The organism is Sneathiella aquimaris (genome assembly GCF_026409565.1).
Taxonomy (GTDB): Bacteria; Pseudomonadota; Alphaproteobacteria; order Sneathiellales; family Sneathiellaceae; genus Sneathiella; species Sneathiella aquimaris.
The window spans coordinates 1,959,764-1,985,712 of sequence record NZ_CP112881.1; the positions used below are offsets into that span (position 1 = coordinate 1,959,764).

Genomic DNA, 25,949 nt, shown 5'->3' on the forward strand with positions numbered 1-25,949 from the left:
TCAGTCGTGCGTAATAGTCATTACTCGGTCAAATTGGGAAATTTCCAGCAATCGCTTAACCTGACCGGTTGGGGAACGGATCTCAAATCCAACTCCTTCTTTTTCGGCAGTTTCAAAGGCGATCATTAGCATCCCGAGGCCTGCGCTATCGATACTTTCAAGATGTTTTAGATCTATCTGACACTGACTTTGCTGATCTTTGTTTACCATCTTTAGAAGTTCACGAAATTTGTTGTGATCTTCAAATGTTAGTTTTTCAGAGATTACTATCTCCAAAGTGCCATCAGACTTGTTTACCTGTTCTTTCATAAACATACTCCAATGTTAAAAGAGTTCGATGTTGTCATCGTCATCGTCATCGCCATCGTCGCCAACGTCGCCATGACCGCTGTTGCTCGATTTTTGGTCGTTGCCGGTTTGGTCAAAAAGTCCATCAGTGTGGCCCCCTTCGGTCGGTTCTGGTGTTTGCGTTCCATGGACTGCGACATGGAACCGATCCCTCATTTCAGCCAATTTGACGGCCGCTACAATCTCGTTGATCCATTCCTGTTCGCTCAAGTCTGTTTCAAGCGGACCAGCATGCTGTGCCGTTAGTTCTTCGCAGGATTGCAGCGTTTGCATCGAAATTTGAGCAATGGAACACAGATTTTCCAGATGCTGGGTCGCGCGATCCTGGAATTGGAGCTGCGTGATAACGCCTGCTATATCCTGTGATATATCCTTTGATATTTCTTCAGACGATTTCAGGGCATCGGTATAATTATTGTTTTGCAGGACAATGCAATCCATCAGGTCCTTGATGGTGTCCTTGACCAATATGTTTTCCGATAGATCAATATTGGTAACTTCCTTAATTTGGGTATGTCCATCTCGAACGCCCGTCGCGACTTTAGAGACTTCCTGGCGCATGGTTGCCGCGAGTGAGTTAACGGATTTCGCCAGATCCTGAACTTCATGAGCAACAACCGCAAACCCTTTTCCAGCGTCGCCTGCACGGGCCGCTTCAATGCGGGCATTCAGGGCCAATAGATTTGTCTGTTTGTTAATGCCTTCAATGCCATCAATAAGCTTTTCAACCCGGACAACATCCTCTGCGACATCATCAAGCGCGTAAACAACCTTTACCCCATGTTTTGATGTCTCGACGATTTTGTTGACCATTTCGGAAAGGTGTTTGTCGATATTTGCCACCACTTCCGAAAGGTCAATTGGCTTACCCCGATATTCAACATGTTTCGCCGCGCCCGCGAGATCACTTACCTTGCGGCCCTGTTCGCTGGTATGAAGCGCGAGGTCGCGAAAGGTTGAGGAAATTTTTGAAATGTTTGTTTCAACAAGGTCCGAAATGCCAGTCATTTCGTCCATCATAAAATACAGGATTTTTCGCTGCCCCTGAGAAAGAGACGCCCATTTATTTAAAAGTGCGGCTGGCTCATAGGATGGCTCTTCCGTGGGCAAACTAATTTCATCAGGTTCGTTCATGAGCATCGGTGTTTCATCTGCTGTCGTAATTGGCTCAGAGAGATCGGCAGTAATTGTGTTGTCTTCCGGTTCCGTATTCATGCTGTGTGCATTCATAAGTTTGTCCTGGCTATGCATGTACGCCGCCATAGTTTTCTCCTTTTGTGCAAAGCACAGACAAGATGATGGTGATCATATTCGGATTGCCTTTGTGTCGTAGCCTTCGAGGCAGTTGAAAATTTCAGAGGCAATTTTACTGAGGGGATACTGTGTTTCGACGGCACCGCATTCAAACGCGACTTTCGGCATGCCATACACGATACTGGAGGCCTCATCCTGTCCAATGGTGTGGGCACCTGACTTTCTTAAGTTCAAAAGACCGGACGCGCCATCTCGTCCCATTCCGGTTAGGATGACACCGACCGCGTTGGCGCCCGCCGTTTTCGCTCCGGAATTAAACAGGGTATCCACAGAAGGTTTGTGTCCGCTAACCAACGGGCCATCATGCAATCGGCAGATATAGTTCGCCCCTGATCGTGCCAGCTCCATATGTTTGCCGCCGGGCGCAATATATACATGACCGGGCAGAACACGTTGCCCGGCGCTCGCTTCGCAGACAGTCACTTTTGAAACCTGATTGAGGCGCTGTGCAAATGACGTTGTAAAGGTCGCAGGCATATGTTGGGTCACCATCACAGCCGGACTGTTGGGCGGAAGGACGGTGATAATTTCCTTGAGCGCTTCAACACCTCCCGTCGAGGCACCGATTAAAATGATCTGTTCTGTTGATTTGTAACGGCTGTAGGTAAGGGGGGACTTGGAAACAGGTGACTTGGTTTTGGAGAATATCCGGGCACGAGAGGCCGTTTTTACTTTCGTGATGATTTCCGCTGTCTTTTTCTCCAGCCCATGTTGCAGGTCACTGGTGGGTTTCGCGACATAATCAACTGCGCCTAATTCAAGCGCTTGTAAAGCCACGTCCGCGCCTTCCTGAGTGAGGGAGGAAATCATGACTACGGGCATGGGGCGCAAGGTGATTATTTTTTCCAGAAAGGCCAGTCCATCCATTTTCGGCATTTCAATATCGAGGGTTAGAACATCAGGGTTCAATCGCTTGATCATCTCGCGGGCTGTAATCGGATCTGGGGCTGTACCCAAAACAGTTATATTCGGATCAGACTCCAGCATTTTTGTAAGCATCTGACGGATTAACGCAGAGTCATCTACAATAAGAACTGTTATTTTTTTTTGGCTCATTGGATATTCCTAAAACAGATCAACTTCACCACCGGCATCGATGGCATCAGGCAGACGTACACGATATTCGTTTTCTTCTTTGAGATAGACGGCATCATCTGAACGTTTGAGAAGCAGGCGGTCGACCTTACCGGTTTCCGGAAAATAGTGGATGCGCCGAGCATGAGGACCACCAAGGTCATGAGCCAATGGTGCCAAGCCTTCAAATTTCAAGTAATTAAGGGCGAACTGACCGTTATTGTCGCCCACCTTCACAATCCCCGGAGTGACGTTGCCACCACCAAAAAGTTTGATTTCCAGTCTCTCTTTCGGGCAACCGGTTTTGAGGATGGCGTTGATCAATGTTTCCATTGCGAAGTTTCCATATCGCATTGTGGCACTTACTGCTCCCCAGTTTCCGGTACTGCTTTCTGGCAACATAAAATGGTTCATTCCGCCAATACCGGTCTCAGGATCCCGGATGCAGGCTGCAACGCACGATCCCAGAATGGTTACAATCATTTCATTTCGGTGCGTACTGACATAGTGATCGCCCGGTAAAACCCGAACAACGTTCTTGTCATGCTTTGGATCGTAATAGCTGCGCCGACCGCTTTGCATCGCGGTTAGGATTTTTTCTGGCTGCCTACGATCAGCCTGCTTTATGGGGGAGGGCATGTTTTTACTCCTCCTTCTGGTAGGCGGTTCGACCGATAAGGGTCAATCCTTTGATCTTGGTTTGCAGGGATTCAGAGTGACCGAGAAATAACATACCGCCCGGGCGTAACAGATCAGTATAGCGCTTGACCAACATGTGTTTTGTTTCTGCGTCAAAATAGATAAGAACATTTCGGCAAAATATAGCGTCATATTTCTGTTTCATCGGCCACGGGTGCAATAGATTGAGTTGCTTGAAATGAACCAATGCTTTTGTGCGGTCCCGTATGTATATTTTGTCGCCTTTTTTTGTCGTGTTGTCGTTGAATACACGGCGGTATTCTGACGGAATGTCTTTGATTGCATTCACGGAATATTGACCCGCTTTTCCGGTATCCAGCATATTTGTATCTAGATCTGTCGCCAGGATTTTAACATCCCACTGGGCTAGGGACGGAAACCGGGTCAGAACAGTCGAGGCAATAGAATAGGGCTCTTCGCCCGACGAACAGCCAGCAGACCAGAAAAATACTTTTTTGTCGCCGGACCGTCTGGCGGTGTCTGATTGAATGCGACCGATATGGTCCGTTAGAAAATCAAAATGGTGGCTTTCACGGTAAAATTTAGTCAGGTTTGTGGTAATAGCGTTGACCAGAAAACCTGTTTCCTGGTTTGCATTTTGGCTATCCAGCAGGGCGCAGTATTGGGCAAATGACTGCATGCCCAACTTTCTCAGACGACGCGCCAATCGGCCGTAAACCATTTCTTTCTTATGATCACCCAGTACAATACCCGTAAGTTCCCTTACAATACCGGTCAGTCTTTTAAACTCGGTATCAGTAAAAGCAAACTCACTCTCACTGGATGTAGTCTGGCCGTTTGGGTTCATTTTTTTCTTTCCGGATACCCCTCCTGTCAGCGTTACAGGAGGGGATTAAAGGTGGACTTAAAACTCGCTCCAGTCCTCGGCGGCTGATGAGCCGTTTGCACCAGCGGATTTCGCCATCGGCATAGACGAGGGCGTTGGTGCGGACTGATACGCCGGGGCCGGGGCGTCAGCGCGGGCCTGGACTTTTTTCCGTTTTGGACGCGCACCTTGCGTTTTTTCAAGCTGGAAGAAAGAAACCCTGTCGCGCATCCCTTCGGACTGTTCCTGCAAGGTGCGGGACGCTGCGGCATTTTGCTCAACCAATGCAGAGTTTTGCTGTGTCATCTCGTCCATTTGAGAAACAGAGCGATTAATCTCTTCAATGCTTGTTGATTGTTCATTGCTGGCTGCCGCAATTTCAGAGACAATATCGCTTAGGCGGCGAATTGAATCGACGATTTCAGTCAGGGATTCACCTGCGTTTCCGACAAGTTGGACACCGTCTTTTACTTGCGATCCACTGTCATTGATTAGGCCTTTGATATCTTTCGCGGCCTGGGACGAGCGTTGGGCGAGGGTGCCGACTTCAGCAGCAACCACAGCAAAGCCTTTACCAGCGTCTCCGGCACGGGCCGCTTCCACCGCAGCGTTTAACGCCAGCAGGTTTGTCTGGAAGGCAATTTCATCAATAACACCAATGATGTCAGAGATTTTTTGTGACGAGTCTTCAATGCGTGACATGGCATCAACTACTTCGCCGACAACTTCACCACCTTTTGTCGCAACATCACGCGCCGAAATCGAAAGCTGGTTTGCCTGTTGGGCGTTTTCAGCATTCTGTTTAACAGTAGAGGCCATTTCTTCCATGGCTGCGGCTGTTTCTTCAAGGTTAGAGGCTTGCTGTTCCGTTCTTTGGGACAGGTCCATTGTGCCGGTGTTGATCTCTTGTGCGGCGCTTGCCACCTCAGAGGATGCGGCCGTAATATCGCTGACGATCTCTGAAAGTTGATCCGCTGTATTATTGGCATTCGTTTTCAGGGCATCGAACAAGCCAGCATATTCTTTTTCAATGCGCCGGGTCAGATTGCCGTCTGAAAGAGCAGAGAGCGACTGTCCCACATCTTCCATCGCGTCAGATACTGTGTTTGACAGAGAATTGATGGCTTCGGATAATTTAAGCATAAAGCCTTCTTTACCCTCCAGCTCGAGTTTGGTTGAGAAATCGCCACTGACAGCGGCCGTAACAACTTTGTCGATCTCAACTTCGATGCTCCGTTCAGCCGTAATATCGGCCCATTCAACAACAGTCCCAATGCGTTCACCATCGTCATTCGTAACCGGACTTGCGATCAGATTATAATGGCGCCCCCCAATTTCGATATCCGTATTAAAGGCACTTGTTAACCGATCGAGCATGCCCCGTTGGTGGGCCGGGTTTTTGTGGAAAATATCAATATTTGCACCGACAATTTTTCGAGCATCGAATTGAGGCAGATCTTTTTTCATATCTGCATCGTTGCGGGTAAGCATCTCGTCCATAGTTGTGTTGATATAGACGATATTATAATCCGCATCGGCGACCATCATATTGGTCGTGCAATTGTTCAGCGCAGATTTGATGCGAGAATTTTCATTCGCAACACGTTGCTCGTCACGTTCTCTTGCAAGTTTTTCGGTAACATCAGCCCACTCAACAACCGTACCAATACGGTGACCGGCGTCGTCGATGATAGGGGATACGACCAGATCAAAATCCAGTCCACCAACCTGAAGAGAGGCTTCCATAGTGTTGCGAAGCCCGTCCAGCATCTGGCGTTGATGAGCCGGATTTTTATGAAAGGTATCAATATTGGTTCCGATGATGCCTGCGGCATTAAATTTTGGTAGATCCTTTCGGAGGTCGCTTTCATTGCTGTGAAGCATATCAATCATGGTTTGGTTGACGTAAACAATGTTGTAGTCGGTATCAGCGACCATTACATTGGTCCGACAACTGTCGAGTGCTGTTTTGGTTCTAAGATTTTCTTCCGACTGTGCCACAATCATTTCAAGTGAACGACTGACGGCGGCGATCTCGTCTTCCTTCTGGGGATCGGGGAGGACCGCCCTTTTGCCTTGAGCAATATTACTAACGCCTTCTACAAGCTGTTTTAAAGGCCCCGCAATGGCGCGAGACGTAAAGAATGCGATCGCGGTAGAGCAGATGATTCCGATGGCCAATAGCGACCAAAGAAGGGTTACCAAAGAGTCGGATTGATTGGTTACCGTGGTCATGTTGGTTTCCAGGGTTGCCCGTTCTCCAGACACTAAACCTGCTGACTGAGTTCCATCGGCCTGTTTATGGCCCCTTAGAATTGTCAGGAGAGATTCTGCTTTTGGGGTTGCATCTGTTTCCAGATAATGGGCGGCAAGGTCCCATTTATTAGACTGACGAATTGCAACAATCTTAGATGAAAAACTGTTGAATTTATTTATGAAATCAATGTTCTGGTCGAGAATGCGAGCCTGTCCCCGGTTGACCAGATTGCGATTTTCCTCCAAACGTTGAAGCTGAACTGCGAGGGTTTCAGCCGCTTTATTAAAAGCGCTCAATGCAACAGTGCTTCCGTTCAACAGATAGGAGTTAAGCAGGCTGCCACTTTTTAGAAGTGTGGCTTCTACATTGACAATATCAACGAGCATCGTGCGGTTATCCTGAAGCGTATTTTCCGGATTCAGGTTTTTGGCCAACGTCGCCAGCATCGCTGCCATTTGGTCAATGAGCGGTAGCATCGTCGTGTTGAATTCCGTTACATCCGGACGCTGATCGGCACTGTGAGCAATATCCTCAACGCGTTTCTGGGCTGTCTTGAAATCTGCTAGAGTTGCCATAAAGCGCTGCCATTCAGCCTGCTTCTCGGCTGGCCACTTCGATGACAGGGCTGTGAGCGCCGAAACGCTTTTGTCCATGGCTTGCATCGTGGCCTGTCGGTCGTTTTTATAAGCCGGGTTGCCAGATGCCATCCATCCATGCAGGTCAGCCTGTGTCCGAACAATTTCTCTTTCGATATCAGCAGCCGTAAAAGCAATAGGGACTGTGACCTCTTTTGCAAGATGGATTGTGTCTTGCTGTTTTCTGGCATCCAGAACCGTTATACCGACGGCAATCGCTAAAACCGCGGTGACCACAGTAAAGCCTGCAATCAGTTTTGATTTAATGGTCAAATTGGGAATAAAAGATTTTTTCTTGGTAGCTTCGTTGAGGTCTGACCCGCCAGAAGTTGTTATTGTATTCGTCATGTTTTCTATCCTTATGCAAAGTCCACTACGCTGACAGGTCTTCAGCAGTTTCGACTGTTTGTTCAATAATCTCGGATTTAAACAGGCTCGCTGTGTCCAGCAGGGCGACCATGCGCTCTTCTGCGGTAACGAGCCCGATGATATGTTCCCCTTCCTCGCGGTCATCGATATCCGGAACGGGCCTGATTTCACTGCTGTCCACTGTTAGTATGTCAGACACGCGATCAACCAGAATTCCGATAATCCGGTCTCCCACGGCAATAATCACCACGACATGAATGTTCGTGGCGTTTGTTTTGCCTTGGTTGAACCGAGATCGAAGATCAAAAATTGGTACGATAATGCCACGCAGATTCAAAACACCGCGCATGTAGGAGGGTTGGTTCGGTAGAATAGTGACCTCCGTCCAGGCTTGAATTTCCCGCACCTGCATAATGTCGACTGCATATTCCTCGCTGCCGATTGCAAAGGTGACGAATTGCTGGGTTCCGACCCTTTCATGGTTATTCTCACCAGCCTTATCACCCTCGACCGGGCGATTGATCATTTGGGCTTGCATTTGCTCGTTTTGCGCAGCTTCCATGTGCTTATCCTATAGGTGAAGTTTGAAGGGGGGCGGCGTCTGACGGAAGAATTGACGTTTCATCCATCTCAAGAGGTGAAAAAGTCTCACTTGATCTTTCGATGTAACCCTCCTGATCGTAGGAACCATTTTTGATCATTTTTTGGGAGAGGCTGTAGAGGGCCTCTATATCAAGGATCGGAGCGACTTTTCCGTTGCCCAGAATTGTGGCCGCTGAAATTCCGGAAACCGGCTTGTAATTGGATTCAAGGCTTTTAATGACGACCTGCTGTTGACCAATAAGCTGATCTACCACAATGCCGATTGTGCCAAATTCTTCGCTTTCGACGAGAACAACCAGCGCTTTGGCCGGATCCTGCGTTGCATTCTCAATTTTAAAAATATGGCTCAGCGGGCATAACGGAATATATTCTCCGCGAATACGCACAAGCGCCTGACCATTTGGCAGTTTTTTCAAGGCATCGCGTGGGGGGCGAAAACTTTCGACGATGTTTGGAATGGGGATGACATATTTTGAAAGTCCAACCTCTACAATCATGCCATCCATGACAGCAAGTGTTAGCGGCAACGTCATCGTAAAGCGCGAGCCTTTACCGGGCGCAGAATGAATAGACACACGACCGCCAAGCGCCTGAATATTGCGGCGAACCACATCCATACCCACACCTCTACCAGACACGTCAGTCACTGTTTCCGCTGTGGAAAAACCTGGCGCAAAAATCATGTTATCGATTTCATCATCCGGTGGTGTCGCATTTTCGGCGATCAGACCCCGATCCCGGGCGCGTTTCAAAACAGCCTGACGGTTGATACCACGGCCATCATCTGAAATCGTGATCACGATCCGTCCACCTCTATGTTCGGCAGAAAGCGTTACAGATCCTTCTTCAGGTTTTCCTGCGGCCAACCGTTCTTCAGCGGTTTCCAGACCGTGATCGAGCGAATTTCGGATCATATGGGTAATTGGGTCGCTGATTTCTTCGATAACAGTTTTATCGACCTCTGTGTTTTCGCCGATCGTTACCAGTTTTACTTTCTTGTTTAATTTCACGGAAAGTTCCCGAACCAGACGGGGCATTCTGGAAAATACCGATTTCACTGGCTGCATCCGGATCGCCATAACGCTTTCCTGTAATTCTCGGGTGTGAAGGGCCAGTTCCTCCAGACCACGCGACATATTTGGAAATTGGTCGCTGGGTAGTTCATTGGTTTGCTGGGATAACATGGACTGTGTAATGACCAACTCACCAACCATATTCACCAAGCGGTCAATGCGGTCTAGGTCAACCCGTATTGATGTAACTTTTGACGCTGCCGGAGGACTGTTTGCCGGGTGTGGACTGTTTGGTTTTTCCGCGGATTTTTTGGCGTTGGATTGAGCATCATCAGGCACATTTTCTGACTGGTTTTCAGCGGGCGCAGGCTTGTTTGGATTATCCTCGAGAACGGAAATGTTGAGCGTGCAATCTTCGGTGACAAACTCAAAAACCTCTTCGACATCTTCCAAAGAGGCGCTTGTTTCAAGGAGAAATTCCCATGAGATATAGGCTTCTTCAGCATCCATCTTTGTAATTAGGGGTAGGTTGTCCAGATTTGGTATGGCCTTTAGTGTACCCAAAGCTTTCATTTCGCGGACCAAAAGAAGAGGCTCATTAGCATGCTTGAACAACTCTGACTTTGGGGCAAATGAAATTGAATAGGTTTGGGTGGTTGTATCCGCAGGACTCTCAGGATCTGCATTCGACGCATCGGATGAAGGACTATCCTGTGTTTCAGACGAGGCCGTTGATTTGTTGTCGGTTTTCTCAGGGTCTTTTCCATGAACAGTGCTTGAAATCTCGTCGAGGATTTGTTTGCCAAAATCCGAAGAAAGCTCTTGCTCATGTTCAGCGGCTTCTATCATCGCGGACAGGATGTCGGACGCGCGAAAAAGGAGGTCGATCCCTTCGTTCGTGACAGCGATGCGCCCATCCCGCATTCGATCCAGAAGGGCTTCATATTCATGAGAGAATTCCGCTAGACTCGTAAATTTGAAAGCACCTGCCCCTGCTTTGATGGAATGGACCGCCCGGAAGATTGCATGCAATATTTCAGGATCGTCTGATCCAGAACTCAATGAGGAGAGTTGAATTTCAACATCTCCCAAGAGTTCTGCGCATTCGGCGAAATAGGTTATTTTGAATTGTGCAAAATCATCCATGGTCCATATGTCCGATCAAGAGTTTTGGTTTAACTGCAAACTTTTTGAACGACTTTCAGGAGCTTCTCTGGTTCAAACGGTTTGACGATCCAACCGGTTGCTCCGGCGGCGCGACCTTCATCTTTTTTAGAGCTGTCGCTTTCAGTCGTAAGAACGAGAATAGGGGTAGAACTATGGACCGGGTTTTGACGAAGTGCTTTGACCAGACCGATCCCATCCATGTTTGGCATGTTGATGTCGGTGATAACCAAATCGACAGCGTTGTTTCCGATCGCATCCAGAGCGAGCAATCCGTCTTCCGCTTCAACCACGTCGTAACCGGCGCCCTTGAGGGTAAAGCTGACCATGTCTCGCATCGTTTTTGAGTCATCGACGGCAAGGATCTTTTTTGACATTATTTGTCACTCCATTTTTGATAGATATCCATTAGACCCAAATCATCAAAGGCCTGAATGAAGGGTGTGCTTGGGCTCAGAATGGTGAAAGTATCGCCGTTTTTCTCCATGGTTTTCCCGGCTGAAATGATGACCTGCAAACAGGGTGTCGTCAGATTAGTGACGTCTGATGCATTACAAACAAGACTGGAATGCGCTACTAATGAGTGTGTGAATTTTTCTTTTAACTCTTCGGCGGCAGCTAGGTTCAATACTGGCGGGAAGTGTAAGACAGTATCTTCCAAGCAATTTTTTTCAACCATGGTGTTGGAGCCCTTTTAACACGGAAGTCTCAGATTTTAGTTCTTTGGATGTGGCGATGAACTAATACTAACTGTGTATATAAGATGTTAATTAGTGGTTAAAAAAATTAACGATAGGATGTTTTGCGAGTATTTTATTTATGTTTATACGTGTCGAAACAAAAAAGGTTGTTTGTATCAGAAAAATATTGTCTTGTGAGTACATCGCCTTTTCATTAAAAAAAATTATTTTAAATCAATTAGTTAATGTTTGTTTATGAAGTGTTTTTACGATTCACTTATCCAAAGTTGGATTGTTTTAATGAGTTGGTTTGGTTTTTGTAAATTTAGAAAAGTAGTGATAATATGATATGATAATTTAATAAACTTAGTTGATTCTAATAATAAAACAAAGGTAGTAGATCGCGTGAATTTTTAAAACATGTTCAAATAGACGTATTGGAAACTGTCATGGCGAATTCGATACCAAAGATCAGGAACAAATTAATTTCTATTTTAATCGTTCAAGATGAAAAGGGTGAGTGCAACAAAATTAAATTAGGTGTTGAAAATAGTCTTTTTACGAGTGTTCGGATAATGGCATTTGAGGCAGTCCGCGAGACCCTTAAAAAAGATCGTCGCCCGGCTCTGGTGATACTGGATGCGACGGCCTTTGATGATAGGGTTTTAGAACGTGTGCCTGAGCTTATCAGTATGCACGAGTTGCCGGACATATCTCTTCTGTATATTGTTGATCGAAAAATGATGGGACGAGGCCTTTTTCCGATAGAAGATGGTTGTATTGACTTCCTCATGAAACCCTATCGCAAAATGGATTTGAATGCGCGTCTGGAGATATGTGCCGGAAATATCCAGAATGCAGTGCAGGCAAAACAGGCGATTACCCGGGACCCACTGACAACGCTTGCGACACGGCAAAACTTTCTGGAACATTCACGCCCCTTATATGCTAGTGCAAAGCGGGATCAGGCCACGTTATCATTGATGATTATTTCTCCGGATAATCTGGATCGGATAAATCGGGAATATGGCCAACTTGCCGGGGATATTGTTCTAATGGAAATGGCGGGTTTGCTGGATAAACGAAAAAGGGACACCGATATGCTGTGCCGTTTTGCGGGCAGCAGGTTCTGTTTGTTGACCCTGAATATGGATGAAACCCATCTAGTAACGTATCTCGACGATATGCTGGCTTTGGTACAATCCCATGATTATATCGTTGGCAAGGACGTCATTAATATTACCGCCAGCTCTGGGGCCACAACAAATATCGGAAATGATATTCACGATATGATTTTTCTGGCAGAGCAGGGATTGTTAGCTTCAAGAGAAGCCGGTCAAAATCGGTTCACCGTCTATAATGAGCTTCAGAACGTTTCATCCAAGGCCCATTCAGTTAGTTAGATCAAAAAGGGGCCGGATCTGAGACTATAATGGGTTGTTTCTTTACCGGATGCGAAAATCCGAGCGAGCAGGCATGAAGTAAAAGTCTGGATGCCTTTTGTTGCCCTTCTCGATCGCCGTACAAGCTATCCCCAAGGATGGGATGACCGATACTGAGCATATGGACCCTCAGTTGATGAGAGCGCCCTGTGATCGGTGTGAGTTCGACCCGGCTGCTATCTCCCTTGATCTTGTCAACAAGTTTCCAGTGGGTGACAGATGGTTTTCCAACATCAAAATCCACTTTTTGGCGTGGTCGGTTTGGCCAGTCGGCGATAAGCGGTAAATCAATCGTGCCTTCCGATTGCTCGGGATGCCCATCGACAATTGCGTGATACTGTTTGTTGATGGTTCGGCACTGAAAGGAAATACTTAAGGCCTTGTGGATCTCGGGCGAGAGGGCAAGCATAATCAATCCGGATGTTTCCATATCAAGGCGGTGGACAATAAGGGCGGTGGGGTGCGTCCTTTGAACCCGGCTGATCAGGCAGTCCTGTTTGTCTTCACCGCGACCGGGAACACTCAACAAGCCTGACGGCTTGTTGGCAACGATTAGAAACTCATCCTCATATACAATAGGAATTGTATGATCGGGGGGCGGTGAATAAGTGCTCATAAGGGCCCAGACATATAATGGATCGTGCTGTCATACGTCAAAGACCCCTGAATTTGCAATCCTGAAGTTTGTCAGGAATATTCTGAAATAAGCTCTTTTGAAATAATCTGCTTCATGATTTCAGAAGAGCCGCCGGCAATGCGGGTCATACGGTTGTCTGCCCATGCCCGAGTGATGGGATACTCCCACATATATCCGTATCCGCCATGAAGTTGAACGCATTCATCAAGCACCTGACACAGAATTTCAGTGGATTGCAATTTGGCCATTGCGGCTGTATTGGAATCAAGCTCTCCCGTCAAATGAGCAGCAAGACAAGCATCCACGAAGCTACGGACCATCACCGCCTGGGATTTTATTTCAGCGAGTTTAAAACGGGTGTTCTGAAAATCGGAAACGCTTTTGCCAAACGCCTTTCTCTCCATCGTGTATTTTACGGTCCAATCCAGCGCGGCCTCAATGCAGGTTGCAGATCGAAGGGCGATGACCAGGCGTTCCTGCGCGAGTTGCTGCATCAGTTGATAGAAACCTTTTCCTTCTTCTCCCAGCAGATTTGTTCTTGGAACCCGAACATCGTTGAAGAATAATTCCGATGTGTCCTGCGCTTTATAGCCGACTTTCTCCAGATTGCGGCCTCGCTCAAATCCGGCGCGATTCCCTTCCACAAGGACAAGGCTAACTCCTTTCCCTGCCGCACCCGGATCTGTTTTGCAAGCCAGAACAACCAGATCTGCCAGTTGGCCGTTACTGATAAAGACCTTTTGGCCGTTAATGACAAAATCGTCGCCCTCCGGCAGGGCAGTAGTTTTAATATTCTGCAGATCAGATCCTGCACCGGGTTCCGTCATTGCGACAGCCGAGATAACCTCGCCTGAAACCATTTTGGGGAGCCAGTATTTTTTCTGTTCTTCCGACCCGTAATGAATAAGGTAAGGGGCAACAATTTCTGAATGAAGATGAAAAGCAGGACCAGTTGCGCCGACACGGGCGACTTCCTCACAGAAAATCGCACTATACAGAAAATCGGCTCCCGGGCCGCCATATTCTTCTGGCACGGTGCAGCATAAAAAACCGGCTTCTCCGGCAGCCCGCCAAAGGCTTCGCGGCACCTGACCCTGTTTTTCCCATTCAGCATGAAAGGGAACAATCTGGGTTTCCACGAACTTCCTTGCGGAAGCCCGAAAGATGTTGTGATCTTCGTTAAACAGCGTGCGCTTCATTCTGGTTCTCTTTTTATAATTGTTGATGAATGATGGCTTGATATTAACAGTCCATGATGCAGATGCAACAGGGTGCCCATATTCAGTTTTTGTAGGGAAAATCAAAATCCGTCAGAAGACAGATGACCGATAATATCACGTTATACGGGAGTATTTATTTTAAAAAACTATCTAAGAATATATTGCAAAAATAAGAATGTAATAACGAAAAGTTGATCTGGGGCAAAATCCGGCAAAAACTATTGAGGGTGTTGTTCTTAAAGTATTTAGGGCGCGCAGATATTACTCAATTCAGAAGAATTATTTTTACACAAACTGAAATAGAGTTGAACAGTTTGTTAATACTCCTTATTTAGTTTAGTGTGTGTGTAATATAAGGCTAGGAATTGGTGTTGAAAGTATCTCCAACTGTTGATGTGGTGACTGAAATAAACAACGATCGGATTCTGGTTGTTGAGAATTCGGAAATTTACAGCAAACTAATAAAAAACTCTTTGGCGAATATCTTCGCTGGCGAGATAGATACAGCAAATTCCTTTGATCGCGTAAAGGAGTTGGTTGAGCTCTATGGCGACCGGTACTTTCTGTCCTTGCTGAATATGAGTGTTGAGGGGGCCCCAAGTGGCGAGGCCGTGGAATATGTTTGTTCCAGAAAAATACCCAGCCTTGTTTTTACCAGCAATACAGACGCAGAGTTTATCAAGAAAATAAGGTCTTATGGCGTTATTGATTATATCTTCAAGGAAAATGTTGCGAACCTGAAGGTTATGACCGGTCTGGTAAAAAGATTGTCACGAAACCGGTATTCGACGGCGCTAATCGTAGATGACAATCAGATCAATCGATTGCAGATTAACGCACTCTTATCCAAATATCTTTTTAATACAATCATCGCTGAGAATGGTCAGGAAGCGTTAGAAATTCTGAATGATAATCCGAATGTCGACCTGCTCATAACTGACTATATGATGCCGGTGATGGATGGTTTTGAACTTATTAAGAAGGTTCGGGAACACCAGGATTCAAAAGAACTTGCAATCATTGGTATCTCTGCGAATTCAGAGGGCACGCTGGCCTCGAATTTTATGCGCTTTGGTGCAGATGATTTTGTGACAAAGCCGTTTGGCCAGGAAGAATTTTGTACGCGAGTATCCATTTGTATGGACAAGCGGGACCTGCTGCAGGATTTATCGAAAAGTGCAACGACGGACTTTCTGACCGGTCTGTCAAACCGGCGGTATTTTCTTGATAAAGCCGTGTCGACCCATGCCAGCTTCAAACGCCAGCAATTGGATCTTAGCTGCGTCATGCTGGATATCGACCACTTTAAAAATGTGAACGATACCTACGGGCATGACGCTGGTGATCAGGTTCTTGTCGAGGTTTCACGTGTCCTGAAAGAACGCATACGGGATACGGATTTGCTGGCGCGCTTTGGCGGTGAGGAATTTTGCCTGCTTGCCGTAAATGCGGAAAGAGGGGAAGCTCATCAATTTTTTGAGGAAATCAGAAAGTTAGTGTCTTCGATTTCTTTTGAAATCAATGGTAAAACCTTCAGTGTTACGATCAGTATGGGGGTCTGTGATCAGTCTCTGGATACGCTTGATCAAATGATACTGGCCGCGGACCGCGCGTTGTATCAGGCAAAGAACGCGGGCCGTAATCGCATTGAGTTTGCCCGCTAACCTCCTGACGACCTGTTAATCATTTATTCACCGTGTTTTTGTAATATTGGTAATCAAATGGTTTACATCTTTATGGAAGTACCGTGACGAATTCCTTTATCGACATTGCTGATATTTATACCGTTCAAACGCTCTATGACGGAAAATGGCGGTTTGATGGTACCTATGAAACGGAGCAGGGGGCCCAGAAATATGCGGCACTGCTTGTTCCTGACTGGGGCAAGGCGCGTGTTCGGGTACTTGTGGGCCGATATGATGCGGCGCTTTGTAAGCGTCGCTATTTTAAGCTGGAAATGACCCCGCCGCTCAATTGGTATCAGTCGGTTGGACAGAAGATGTTTTCATTCACCAGTCGGACACCCTCGCAAAAGGCAGGCCCTTTACTGGGAGGCATGATCCTGATGATTATGTTGGTTGGAGGTATTGCAGCATTTCCAAGTAATGCCGCAAATTCCTCACCAACGCAAAAGGCATCATCGGTCGCACAAAATCAGGTTACAATTCCCAAAAATGTTAAGCAGTTGTTTGGAGATCTGTCCCAGAAGGGGTTTAACAAAACCAACACGTTGGCGCATGCGCCGGTACGACTCCATGGACTATGGGGTTTCTCTTGTCCAAGTGGCGGGCGGGAGTTGTTTGTGTCTAAGAACACCATTACCCATGTTGACGGGGCTGTCGCACAGGATATTCCATTGCAAGCCGTTTTCCAATCTGGACAAACTTATGGTTTTGTTCATGAAAGTGGCGCAGTCAGTGTTGTGGAGATGGTTTCGTTCGATCAGATAAAACCTGTGGGGCTGCTGGACCCGGAAGGACGGTTCGAAGCAGCTCCCAACGGTGAACTATTAAAACGCTGTCTTTAGAAGATTACACGTGGAAGGATGAGCCACAACCACAGCGGCCTTTTTCATTCGGATTTTCAAAAGTGAAACGGGACTGCAAGCCTTCTTCCAGCCAATCCATCTCAGTCCCATCGACAAATTCAATGGCGTCCTTGTTAATCAACAGTTTGAAATCGCCACTATCTATGATCGCATCATCCTGCCGCTCATCTGTTGCATAATCCATTGTATAACTCAGGCCATTGCAGCCGGTATTGGTTATACCAATGCGCAGTCCAAGGATTTCCTGATTGTTTTGAGCGATCAAAGCGCGAACACGTTCGGCAGCTTTGTCGGTTAATGTCATAATCTGTGCGTTACTCATGATCTCAGTATACTCCTAAAACATTCCAAGGTCGAGTTTTGCGGCCTCTGACATGTGGTCAGGTGTCCAAGGCGGATCCCACAAGATTTCCACCTCAACAGTATTAACTCCGTCAACGGGTTGGACAGCATCTTTTACCCAAATCGGAATTTCACCGGCGACAGGGCATCCCGGCGCTGTCAATGTCATCCCAATATAGATATTGCCTGACGGATCAATATCAATGACGTAAATCAGGCCCAAGTCATAAATGCTGACCGGTATTTCCGGGTCAAAAACAGTGCGAAGGGCCTCGATTACCGGTTCTTCCAACGCAGAACCGGTCGTCCCTTCAACAAAAGGCCCTGTTGCAACTGGACGTTCAATGGTTGTTGTGGCTGTCATTCTACTGCCTTTACTCCGTTGTCGTTTCTGCCGCGCCTTTAAACGCGGAATTCATGGCATGCCAGGATAGGGTTGCGCATTTTACACGCATCGGAAATTGTTTTACACCTGCCAGTACCATAAGCCTTTCGGTATCCTCGCCAGCATCCAAGTCCGTCCCGTCAGCTGCGACAAGTTTATGAAACTGGTCAAACAGCGACAGGGCCTCGTCTTTGGTTTTGCCCTTTAGGATTTCCGTCATCAGGGAGGCAGAGGCCAGAGAAATGGCACATCCTTTCCCATCAAAAGAAACTTCCTGAATGGTGTTTTGTTCGTCTAACGTCATGTAAACATTAACTGTATCGCCGCAAAGTGGATTATATCCATGGGCTTCATGGCTGAAATGTTCCGGTTTTCCAAAGTTTCTGGGATGCTTGGAATGGTCCAGAATAACTTCCTGATACAGCTCTTTCAGACTGTCAGACATTATCCAAAAAACTCCTGCACTGTTTTAATGGATTGGACAAGATGATCCACATCATCGCGATTGTTATACAATGCAAAAGAGGCGCGCGCCGTAGACGGGACATCAAAAAAGTCCATCAGCGGTTGCGCGCAATGATGGCCCACCCGAATGGCGACGCCGCTTTGATCCACAATCGTCCCGATATCGTGTGGATGCACCCCTTCCATTGTAAATGAGATAATCGCTGCTTTTTGCTTGGCTTGCCCGATGATCTTGACAGAATTTAGTTGGGAAAGCTGATCTGTTGCATAGGCCAACAACTTCTGTTCATGCGCCGCAATTGTATCAAATCCGATCGCGTTGACGTAATTAATCGCGGCTCCAAGACCGATAGCCTGCACAATAGGGGGGGTCCCGGCTTCAAACTTGCTGTGACCCGTTGCATATGTTGTTTTCTCAAAGGTCACCCGGTTGATCATGTCGCCGCCGCCCTGATAGGGAGGCATTTTTTCCAACCATTCATTTTTAGCATAGAGAACGCCAATGCCGGTGGGGGCAAAAACCTTGTGGCCCGTGAAGACATAAAAGTCCACGTCCAGCGCCTGGACATCAACTTTCATGTGCGGCATCGCCTGCGAACCATCCAGAAGGACGGGAATACCCATGTTATGGGCGGCTTCGATTACCTCTTTGACCGGTACAATAGTACCGATCGCGTTGGAGATATGCGTGATGGCGACAATTTTTGTTTTTGGCGAAAGGAGCTTGAGATATTCCTCCATCAAAAATTCGCCATTCTGATCAATCGGAACGGCTTTTACGGTTGCACCAACCTTTTCAGCGGCCAGTTGCCACGGAACGATGTTGGAATGGTGTTCCAGATAGGAAAGCAGGATTTCATCGCCTTCTTTTAGCGCAAGCTGACCATAGGACTGGGCGACCAGATTGATGGCTTCTGTGGTGTTCTTCGTAAAGATGATTTCATCAAGACTGGTCGCGTTCATGTGGGACCGGACAATTTCCCGTGCCCCTTCATATAACTCAGTCGATTGCTGGCTTAAATGATGAACACCCCGATGAACATTGGCATAAGTCTTGGCATAGGCATCATGAACGGCGTCCAGAACAGCCTGAGGTTTTTGAGCTGACGCGCCGCTGTCTAAAAAGGTCAGGCGTTTGCCATGCACTTTTTCGGAAAAAATCGGAAAATCCTGACGAATTCTTTCTACGTCAAATACGGTCATGTCATTCATGGCTTTGCCTGTTCTGTTGTGAGCCAATGTGTTGAAAGGGTTGAAAAATATTCTTTGACCTGTTGGTTCTTAACAGTCTCCAGAACATCTCCCAAAAAGGCCTCAATCAACATTTTCCGGGCGCGTTCCTCAGAAATTCCGCGCGATTGGAGGTAAAAGAGGGCATCCTCATCCAATTCGCCCGATGTTGCTCCATGACTGCATTTCACATCATCTGCAAAAATCTCAAGTTCAGGTTTACAATCTACCGCCGCGTAATCAGACAACAAAAGTGCCTTGCTTAACTGATCGCCCGTCACTTGCTGGGCATCTTCAGAAATATGAATTTTACCCTGAAAAACACCATGGGATCTGTCGTCCAGAACCCCTTTATATATCTGGCTGCTGGTGTTTTTTGGAACTGTATGCTCAGTCAGGGTGGTCGTGTCGGTATGTTGGCTGCCACGCATCAGATAGGCGCCGTTCAGATGGCTTTCCGCGTCTTCCCCGATAATCGTGCTTTTCAGCTCGTTTCTGGAAATCCGGCCCCCTGTGGACAGGCAAAAATTAGTGTAGTTCGCACCTTTGGCAATTTCACTGTCAATTAACGCCAGATGAAAGGCATCAACGCTTTCATTCTGTAGCTTGTAATGTTCCAGCGTTGCCCCTTCGGCCAGGGAAATTCGGGTGACCGGATTGGCAAAATACGCGCCGTCACCCTCATGTCGTTCCAAAATGGTGAGCGATGCATTCTTGCCCAGCGAAATCAGGTTCCGGCTATGATAGCCTGTATCGGATTTTGCCGAGTTGCGGAATGTAAGAACCAGTACGGTTTCAGGTGTTGCGCCGTCATCCACATGCAGGGAAAACCCGTCCTGCATATAGGCTGTATTAAGCGCCATAAGGGCCCGGTTTTCATCTTGTTCCAGATTAAATACGGCCCCCGTTCCCAAACTGCTTGCCAGATTGGATAAGGTAACCCCCTCTGGCAGAGTTGATAAAGAACTTGCTTCCGCAGAAAACTGGCCATCAATAAAAACCATCTCACAGTCTGATGCAAATTCGCCGTGAAGCGGTGCGAATGTCTGTTTCGCGGCCTGACTGTCATTGGCAGATGGTTTGGTCAAGGCAGCGAGATTTGTATAGCGCCATTCTTCAATGCGCTTATGCGGGAAGTCCAAACCGGAGAACCGGGTCAGTCCTTCTTTTCGAAGCGCTGTTACACTCCGATTATCCGATCCGGGCATCCGGGTAACAGCCTGATCAAACTGATCGATATACTGCTTTGCGAGGGGGGTCAGGTTTTTCATAATCCTATCCTTGAAATTGGGTAGTGAAAAGCAGCTTAGGCGGCGCTGATTTCCGTGTACCCTTTCTCCTCAAGTTCCAATGCCAGTGATTTATCGCCGGATTTGACGATTTTTCCGTCCGCAAGTACATGGACGAAATCCGGAATAATATAATCCAGAAGACGCTGATAGTGGGTGATCACCAGTGCGGACCGTTCCGGGCTGCGTAGACGATTGACACCATCGGCCGCGACTTTAAGTGCGTCGATATCCAATCCTGAGTCTGTTTCGTCCAGAAGCATCAGGTCAGGCTCCAGTAATGCCATTTGCAGAACTTCGTTCCTTTTCTTCTCGCCGCCGGAAAAGCCAACATTTACAGCCCGTTTCAGCATGTCATCCTTGATGCCCAGTTCAGTTGTTTTTTCGCGAACAAGTTTCAGAAACTGCATTGCGTCGAGTTCGTCTTCACCCCTGTATTTTCGTTGGGCGTTGAGGGCTGTTTTCAAGAAGGTGGCAGAGGCAACACCCGGGATTTCCACAGGATATTGAAACGCCAGAAAAATGCCGCTGCAGGCACGTTCATCAGGATCCATTTCCAAAAGGTCCTGCCCTTTATAATGAACGGAGCCACCGGTCACTTCATATCCCTGACGGCCTGATAAAACGTAGGACAGAGTACTTTTACCGGCGCCATTCGGTCCCATGACCGCATGAATTTCGCCTGGATTGATGGTCAGATTAATCCCTTTCAGGATTTCTTTTCCGCCCACTTCTGCCCGAAGATCTTTAATTTCTAACATGATCTAGCTCTTTATTTATGACTTTAAAAAATACACTTAATGTATTATTTTTAAATACAATTACCCGACACTGCCTTCGAGGCTAATGCCAACCAGTTTCTGTGCTTCTACTGCAAATTCCATCGGCAGTTTCTGCAGGACTTCCTTACAAAAACCATTGACGATAAGTGCCATGCTTTCTTCTTCTGAAAGTCCGCGCTGCTGACAGTAAAAAAGTTGTTCTTCACTAACCTTTGAGGTTGTCGCCTCATGTTCAATCTTGGCTGTACGGCTTTGGTTTTCGATATAGGGCACCGTATGGGCACCGCATTTATCACCGATCAAAAGGCTGTCACAAACGGTGTGGTTACGGGCGTTTTCTGCCTTGCGCCCCATACGCACCAGTCCGCGGTAGGTGCTTTGTGCGCGACCAGCGGAAATGCCTTTGGAAATGATCGTGCTGGACGTGTTTTTACCTAGATGGATCATTTTTGTCCCGGTATCCGCCTGTTGAAGATTGTTTGTTATCGCAATCGAATAAAATTCGCCAACAGAATTATCGCCCTGCAGAATGCAGGATGGGTATTTCCACGTAATTGCCGACCCCGTTTCAACCTGTGTCCAGGACACTTTGGCATTCACGCCCCGGCAGGCAGCCCGTTTTGTCACGAAGTTGTAAATCCCGCCAACACCGTTTTCATCGCCCGGATACCAGTTCTGGACCGTCGAGTATTTGATTTCGGCGTTGTCCATAATGACCAGTTCAACCACCGCTGCATGCAACTGGTTTTCGTCCCGCATCGGGGCGGTACATCCTTCCAGATAACTTACATAGCTTTCATCGTCAGCTATGATAAGGGTTCGTTCAAACTGACCGGTCTGCGCCGCATTGATCCTGAAATAGGTGCTCAATTCCATCGGACAGCGAACGCCTTTTGGTATGTAGCAGAAAGAACCATCGGTAAAGACAGCAGAATTCAGGGCGGTGAAATAGTTATCCGTATAAGGAACGACAGAGCCAATATATTTCTTCACCAACTCCGGATGGTTTTTAACCGCCTCAGAGATCGGGCAGAAAATCACGCCTTCTTTTTCAAGGCGTTCCCTGAAAGTCGTGGCCACAGAAACACTGTCAAAAACTGCATCAACCGCCACATTGGCAGCGCCTTCAACGCCCGCTAAAACTTCCTGTTCTTTCAGAGGAATACCCAGTTTTGCATAAACTTCCAGCAACTCTGGATCTACTTCATCCAGGCTTTTCGGTTTATCCTTCGTTTTGGGCGCTGAATAGTAATAGATATCCTGATAATCGATTTCAGGATAATCGACTTTAGCCCAGGTAGGCTCTTCCATTGTCAGCCAGTGCCGATAGGCCTTCAAACGCCATTCCAGAAGCCATTCAGGCTCTTCTTTCTTGGCTGAAATAAAACGAACGATATCTTCGTTCAATCCTTTAGGTGCCGTATCTGCTTCAATGTCACTGATAAATCCGTATTTGTATTTTTCAGAGACAGAGGCGACCTGTTCAACAGTTTCTTGGCTAATAGCCATGATTTACTCCGATACTAAATTGGTGGCAGTGGGCTCAGATCCAGCGCCGACCATTGGGGTAAAAGGTTTTTGGCTGTCCTGACACATATCGGCCAGGGTTACTTCTTCCATTGCTGTGTTAATAGCGCGATTAATTTTTTCCCAACCGCCACGCATGGGGCAGCAGGTTTCCACCGAGCAGTCGTCATGACTTTCGTCAACACAAGACGTTACAGCAACGGGTCCTTCCAGAACGCGAACAATTTCAGCAATGGAAATCTGGTCAGGACGTCTATCTAAACGATATCCACCATGGGCCCCTCTGATAGAGGTGAGGAGACTGCTTTTAGCGAGTGCCCGCAAGATCTTTGCAGCAGTCGGTACTTTCAGTCCTGTATAAAGAGACAAATCAGGTGCGGTCAGAATTCGCCCTTCAATTCGGGCCATTTCTGACATAATCACAACGCCGTAATCTGTCATTTTGCTCAGTTTTATCATGGTATATTCTATATCGTACTAATTTAGTCTGATTTCAAGATTTTATAACAGACAAATTTGGTCTTGTATATAGGGGAAGGTGTATTTTTGAGCAAGAAAAGAAATACCCTGAAGTGCGATATTCGTTGCGAATAATACGCATTATCAGGCTCGGTTTTATGAACGATCGGCAGCGGTCCCGCAGGCAGCCTTTATTAGGAATTGAACAAAGGCAGTAATCCGCGATATCCTCATATTAGATCAATCTTTAGTGATCTTTTTTTGTTTTGTTGGACTTCGTGTCAATGAAAGAAATAGCGCTAAGTCTGCCCCTCCGGACCCTTAAAAATGCTTGATCCGTTCTGATCTTTTAACGTGGATTCACATCTTGGGCAGCGCAAGCGGATCTGCTTATCTGTTGTCGTTTCAAACCGGGCTGCTGGATGTCCGAGCTTAGTACAATCCTGCCATGTTTCGCCTCAGCGAAGGGCCAGTAATTACCACCAGCAGGGATCGTTTTCGAATGAGATTCTGCGACCCGTCGCCTGATTTTGTGTCTGTGCCTTTAAATGGGTTTTGTGCATTCGGCACTATTTAATATCGAGGTCCGGACGGGTTCCTGCTGACTTTTGTTTCAGAACATGCCAAGCTTTCTGAAAATAAAGAAAAGGGGAGCAAACATGAGCGACATTCTTCAAGGCCATTACGACTGGGACAAAATTCTGGATGGATTAACCCGGTATTTGCGTATTCGGGCAACGCCCATCGGGATGAAACTGTTTGAGACAGTTGAAGAAATGGAAGCTGTTCCGCGTATTCGCCGTCCGAACTCTATCCATACAGCCGATCAGATCGTCGGGCAGGCGTGCCGTCTTGGATGGACCGTCGGCGCGACCGCCGAGGATTTTGTAGGCTCTCAATGCGGCGCGGTTTTGGGCCTGCATCCACAAGATGAAGAGTGGAAGAAAGGCGAGCGCTATGTCGGGGTCTGGTGGGAAAGCGAAGAAGACACCAGAAAACATCAGGAAGCGATGACGGTTGTTCCGTCCGGCCAATATAAGGCCATGGCAGTGTCGCCTTTGGCTTCTGGCCGGCTTGACCCACCTGATATCTGTATGATTTATGCAACGCCAGCCCAGATGATCTTGTTCATCAATGGCTTGCAGTGGGCGGGGTATAAGAAGCTCGACTTTTCCTGTGTGGGCGAAAGTTCCTGTGCGGATAGTTGGGGCCGGGCTTTGTCAACGGGCGAGCCCAGCCTTTCCTTGCCCTGTTTTGCTGAACGTCGGTATGGCGGCGTTATGGAAGACGAATTGCTGATGGCGCTGCCCCCCGCGTATCTTCCGGGTGTCATAGAAGGACTTGCGAAACTGGACAAAAACGGACTGCGCTACCCGATACCGCCTTATGGTATTCAGAATGATGCGCGAGCTGGCTTAGGTGTTAGTTACGGGAAGTAACGGCCTGTTTCAGATTTTTTCCGGCTTTGAACTGGAGGTCTGCGCCTTTCCCTCGGGCAGGGGGCAGATCTGCTCCAACCACTGTCGTGATCTCACGGTTTTGGGCAACAGTAAAGGTGCCAAAGCCTGTCAGGCGGACAGCCTGTCCTTCCGTCAACGCATGGGTGATGGTTTCAAGAGCCGTATCGACAACGCGTCGGGCATCTTTAATTGTCATACCGTTTTTTTTAGCAACACTTGTTGCAAGGTCTGCTTTGGTCAAGGGATGGGCGGTCGGCGCAGAGGGAGACGGCGCTTTTGCCGGCAATGCCTTGACCATCTCGTCAAGATTAGCGTTGCCGCTTTCTGCTGCCAGCAGAAATTCACCGATTTTGTCGACGCCTTCTTCCGTGAAGCTCGTTTCCATCGAATTAAAAAACTGCTCTACCGCATTGTCATCAGCGGCATCATATCCATAATTGTGAAGCAGGCACTCTATTACTGTGTTATCGGTTGGCATTTTAACTCTCGCGGTAAATGTCAAATGTCGTCAATGCGACTTCTGACTGGGTCTGATCGAAATACAGATAACGTCCGTCATTCCGATCAGCGCCGAAGCGCAAAATCTTTACCTCTGACGGAATTTGTTTCATACCCCAGCTTATGTAGGTATTGATCAGCTTTTTTCCACCCCGTCCATCGGCATGTAACCAAACGCAGCCATTATGCCCTTTTTTGAGCGATTTTACCAGCGTTGTGTCCAAACTGCCCCGGCCAATAAGGCCAGGAAGCTGTTTTTCCTCGATAAAGGGGGTCAGTGCCTCTTTAGGGGCGCCGCTTAAGTACCAGACAAATAAAGCCTTTTCCTGATCACCTACCGGAAAACGTTCATCACATAAACACAGGCAGAGTGACAGAACAACAGTGCCATTTATTCCTTGAGTACAAAGCGCGAAATACTGTGGGTCTTTCTGCGGGTAGGCCCGCCGCATAAAATAAAGGCGCTTCCAGTTCCAGTCATGATCAGCGCGTTCAGTTTGTGTTGAAATGGAAGGCTGAATATTCTGGTGCCACCAATCAATGTAATTTGAACTGGTAAGTTGTTCGACCCAAACAGGTTTTTCCTGCGTTGATTTTAATGGCAATTTGCTGATGTAATTTCTTGCCATGTCGATGCAACGCTTCCCGATCCAATTATTTGATATATGATTGATTGTTCACAG

25 protein-coding genes and 1 pseudogene are annotated in these 25,949 nt (G+C 47.3%); 4 read left to right on the plus strand and 22 right to left on the minus strand.

From position 1 onward, the window contains the following. The 10 genes from OIR97_RS09305 to OIR97_RS09350 form a co-directional block, all read right to left on the minus strand. Nucleotides 1-309, minus strand: a complete 309-nt coding sequence (locus OIR97_RS09305) for an STAS domain-containing protein (protein ID WP_169545370.1) — start codon at nt 307-309, stop codon at nt 1-3. A gap of 15 nt (nt 310-324) precedes the next feature. Continuing rightward, complete coding sequence (locus OIR97_RS09310) at nt 325-1,578, minus strand: methyl-accepting chemotaxis protein (RefSeq protein ID WP_246201979.1); 1,254 nt, start codon at nt 1,576-1,578, stop codon at nt 325-327. Nucleotides 1,579-1,653: 75 nt separating this feature from the next. Further along, entirely contained in the window at nt 1,654-2,718 is a 1,065-nt protein-coding gene (locus OIR97_RS09315) for a protein-glutamate methylesterase/protein-glutamine glutaminase (RefSeq protein WP_169545372.1), read from the minus strand. Between the two features lie 9 nt (nt 2,719-2,727). Then, nucleotides 2,728-3,375, minus strand: coding sequence for a hypothetical protein (locus tag OIR97_RS09320; RefSeq protein WP_219821707.1), 648 nt, complete (start codon nt 3,373-3,375; stop codon nt 2,728-2,730). Between the two features lie 4 nt (nt 3,376-3,379). Beyond that, a complete protein-coding gene (locus tag OIR97_RS09325) occupies nt 3,380-4,243 on the minus strand; it encodes a CheR family methyltransferase (protein ID WP_169545373.1) in 864 nt (287 codons plus the stop codon). Nucleotides 4,244-4,300: 57 nt separating this feature from the next. Next, on the minus strand, nt 4,301-7,501 hold the full coding sequence (locus OIR97_RS09330) for a methyl-accepting chemotaxis protein (protein WP_169545374.1): 3,201 nt from the start codon (nt 7,499-7,501) through the stop codon (nt 4,301-4,303). Nucleotides 7,502-7,526: 25 nt separating this feature from the next. Then, a complete protein-coding gene (locus OIR97_RS09335; protein WP_169545375.1) occupies nt 7,527-8,084 on the minus strand; it encodes a chemotaxis protein CheW in 558 nt (185 codons plus the stop codon). A 4-nt stretch (nt 8,085-8,088) separates the two neighbouring features. After that, complete coding sequence (locus OIR97_RS09340) at nt 8,089-10,284, minus strand: chemotaxis protein CheA (protein WP_169545376.1); 2,196 nt, start codon at nt 10,282-10,284, stop codon at nt 8,089-8,091. Nucleotides 10,285-10,313: 29 nt separating this feature from the next. Next, nucleotides 10,314-10,679 carry a response regulator gene (locus OIR97_RS09345; protein ID WP_169545377.1) on the minus strand — a complete coding sequence of 122 codons (366 nt, stop codon included), beginning with the start codon at nt 10,677-10,679 and terminating at the stop codon, nt 10,314-10,316. Further along, entirely contained in the window at nt 10,679-10,981 is a 303-nt protein-coding gene (locus tag OIR97_RS09350) for an STAS domain-containing protein (RefSeq protein ID WP_169545378.1), read from the minus strand. Before OIR97_RS09350 ends, OIR97_RS09345 begins: the two co-directional genes overlap by 1 nt. A gap of 576 nt (nt 10,982-11,557) precedes the next feature. Between OIR97_RS09350 and OIR97_RS09355 the strand changes: the two genes are divergently transcribed. Then, on the plus strand, nt 11,558-12,385 hold the full coding sequence (locus tag OIR97_RS09355; protein ID WP_169545379.1) for a GGDEF domain-containing protein: 828 nt from the start codon (nt 11,558-11,560) through the stop codon (nt 12,383-12,385). A 1-nt stretch (nt 12,386) separates the two neighbouring features. On the opposite strand, the gene OIR97_RS09360 is transcribed toward OIR97_RS09355, so the two are convergent. Further along, entirely contained in the window at nt 12,387-13,040 is a 654-nt protein-coding gene (locus tag OIR97_RS09360; RefSeq protein WP_169545380.1) for a pseudouridine synthase, read from the minus strand. 71 nt (nt 13,041-13,111) lie between these two features. After that, nucleotides 13,112-14,260: an acyl-CoA dehydrogenase family protein gene (locus tag OIR97_RS09365; RefSeq protein WP_169545381.1), complete on the minus strand. Its 1,149-nt coding sequence runs from the start codon at nt 14,258-14,260 to the stop codon at nt 13,112-13,114. Between the two features lie 392 nt (nt 14,261-14,652). On the opposite strand from OIR97_RS09365, the gene OIR97_RS09370 reads away from it, so the two are divergent. Together OIR97_RS09370 and OIR97_RS09375 are read left to right on the plus strand one after the other, a co-directional pair. After that, the gene (locus tag OIR97_RS09370; protein WP_169545382.1) at nt 14,653-15,945 is read left to right on the plus strand and encodes a GGDEF domain-containing response regulator; all 1,293 of its coding nucleotides are present in this window, start codon (nt 14,653-14,655) and stop codon (nt 15,943-15,945) included. Nucleotides 15,946-16,028: 83 nt separating this feature from the next. After that, a complete protein-coding gene (locus tag OIR97_RS09375; protein ID WP_169545383.1) occupies nt 16,029-16,808 on the plus strand; it encodes a hypothetical protein in 780 nt (259 codons plus the stop codon). 4 nt (nt 16,809-16,812) lie between these two features. Here the strand turns inward: OIR97_RS09375 and OIR97_RS09380 are convergent, their stop codons facing one another. The 8 genes and pseudogenes from OIR97_RS09380 to OIR97_RS09415 form a co-directional block, all read right to left on the minus strand. Then, on the minus strand, nt 16,813-17,151 hold the full coding sequence (locus tag OIR97_RS09380; RefSeq protein WP_219821708.1) for a HesB/IscA family protein: 339 nt from the start codon (nt 17,149-17,151) through the stop codon (nt 16,813-16,815). Between the two features lie 15 nt (nt 17,152-17,166). Then, nucleotides 17,167-17,535, minus strand: coding sequence for an SUF system Fe-S cluster assembly protein (locus tag OIR97_RS09385; RefSeq protein WP_169545384.1), 369 nt, complete (start codon nt 17,533-17,535; stop codon nt 17,167-17,169). Between the two features lie 10 nt (nt 17,536-17,545). Continuing rightward, nucleotides 17,546-18,001, minus strand: coding sequence for a Fe-S cluster assembly sulfur transfer protein SufU (gene sufU, locus OIR97_RS09390; protein WP_169545385.1), 456 nt, complete (start codon nt 17,999-18,001; stop codon nt 17,546-17,548). Beyond that, a complete protein-coding gene (locus OIR97_RS09395; protein ID WP_169545861.1) occupies nt 18,001-19,224 on the minus strand; it encodes a SufS family cysteine desulfurase in 1,224 nt (407 codons plus the stop codon). Before OIR97_RS09395 ends, sufU begins: the two co-directional genes overlap by 1 nt. Before the next feature lie 5 nt (nt 19,225-19,229). Next, entirely contained in the window at nt 19,230-20,522 is a 1,293-nt protein-coding gene (sufD, locus tag OIR97_RS09400) for a Fe-S cluster assembly protein SufD (RefSeq protein ID WP_169545386.1), read from the minus strand. Nucleotides 20,523-20,557: 35 nt separating this feature from the next. Continuing rightward, nucleotides 20,558-21,295 (minus strand): annotated as a pseudogene (sufC, locus tag OIR97_RS09405) (Fe-S cluster assembly ATPase SufC); the annotation flags it as partial. A 66-nt stretch (nt 21,296-21,361) separates the two neighbouring features. Then, nucleotides 21,362-22,831, minus strand: coding sequence for a Fe-S cluster assembly protein SufB (gene sufB, locus OIR97_RS09410; RefSeq protein ID WP_169545388.1), 1,470 nt, complete (start codon nt 22,829-22,831; stop codon nt 21,362-21,364). A gap of 3 nt (nt 22,832-22,834) precedes the next feature. Continuing rightward, entirely contained in the window at nt 22,835-23,308 is a 474-nt protein-coding gene (locus tag OIR97_RS09415; RefSeq protein ID WP_169545389.1) for an SUF system Fe-S cluster assembly regulator, read from the minus strand. A 659-nt stretch (nt 23,309-23,967) separates the two neighbouring features. On the opposite strand from OIR97_RS09415, the gene OIR97_RS09420 reads away from it, so the two are divergent. Continuing rightward, nucleotides 23,968-24,747, plus strand: a complete 780-nt coding sequence (locus tag OIR97_RS09420; RefSeq protein ID WP_169545390.1) for a DUF169 domain-containing protein — start codon at nt 23,968-23,970, stop codon at nt 24,745-24,747. Here the strand turns inward: OIR97_RS09420 and OIR97_RS09425 are convergent. Together OIR97_RS09425 and OIR97_RS09430 are read right to left on the minus strand one after the other, a co-directional pair. Next, a complete protein-coding gene (locus OIR97_RS09425) occupies nt 24,731-25,246 on the minus strand; it encodes an HU family DNA-binding protein (protein WP_169545391.1) in 516 nt (171 codons plus the stop codon). The two genes, OIR97_RS09420 and OIR97_RS09425, sit on opposite strands and share 17 nt — an antisense overlap. Before the next feature lies 1 nt (nt 25,247). After that, the gene (locus OIR97_RS09430; RefSeq protein ID WP_169545392.1) at nt 25,248-25,895 is read right to left on the minus strand and encodes a hypothetical protein; all 648 of its coding nucleotides are present in this window, start codon (nt 25,893-25,895) and stop codon (nt 25,248-25,250) included. Nucleotides 25,896-25,949: the final 54 nt, after the last annotated feature.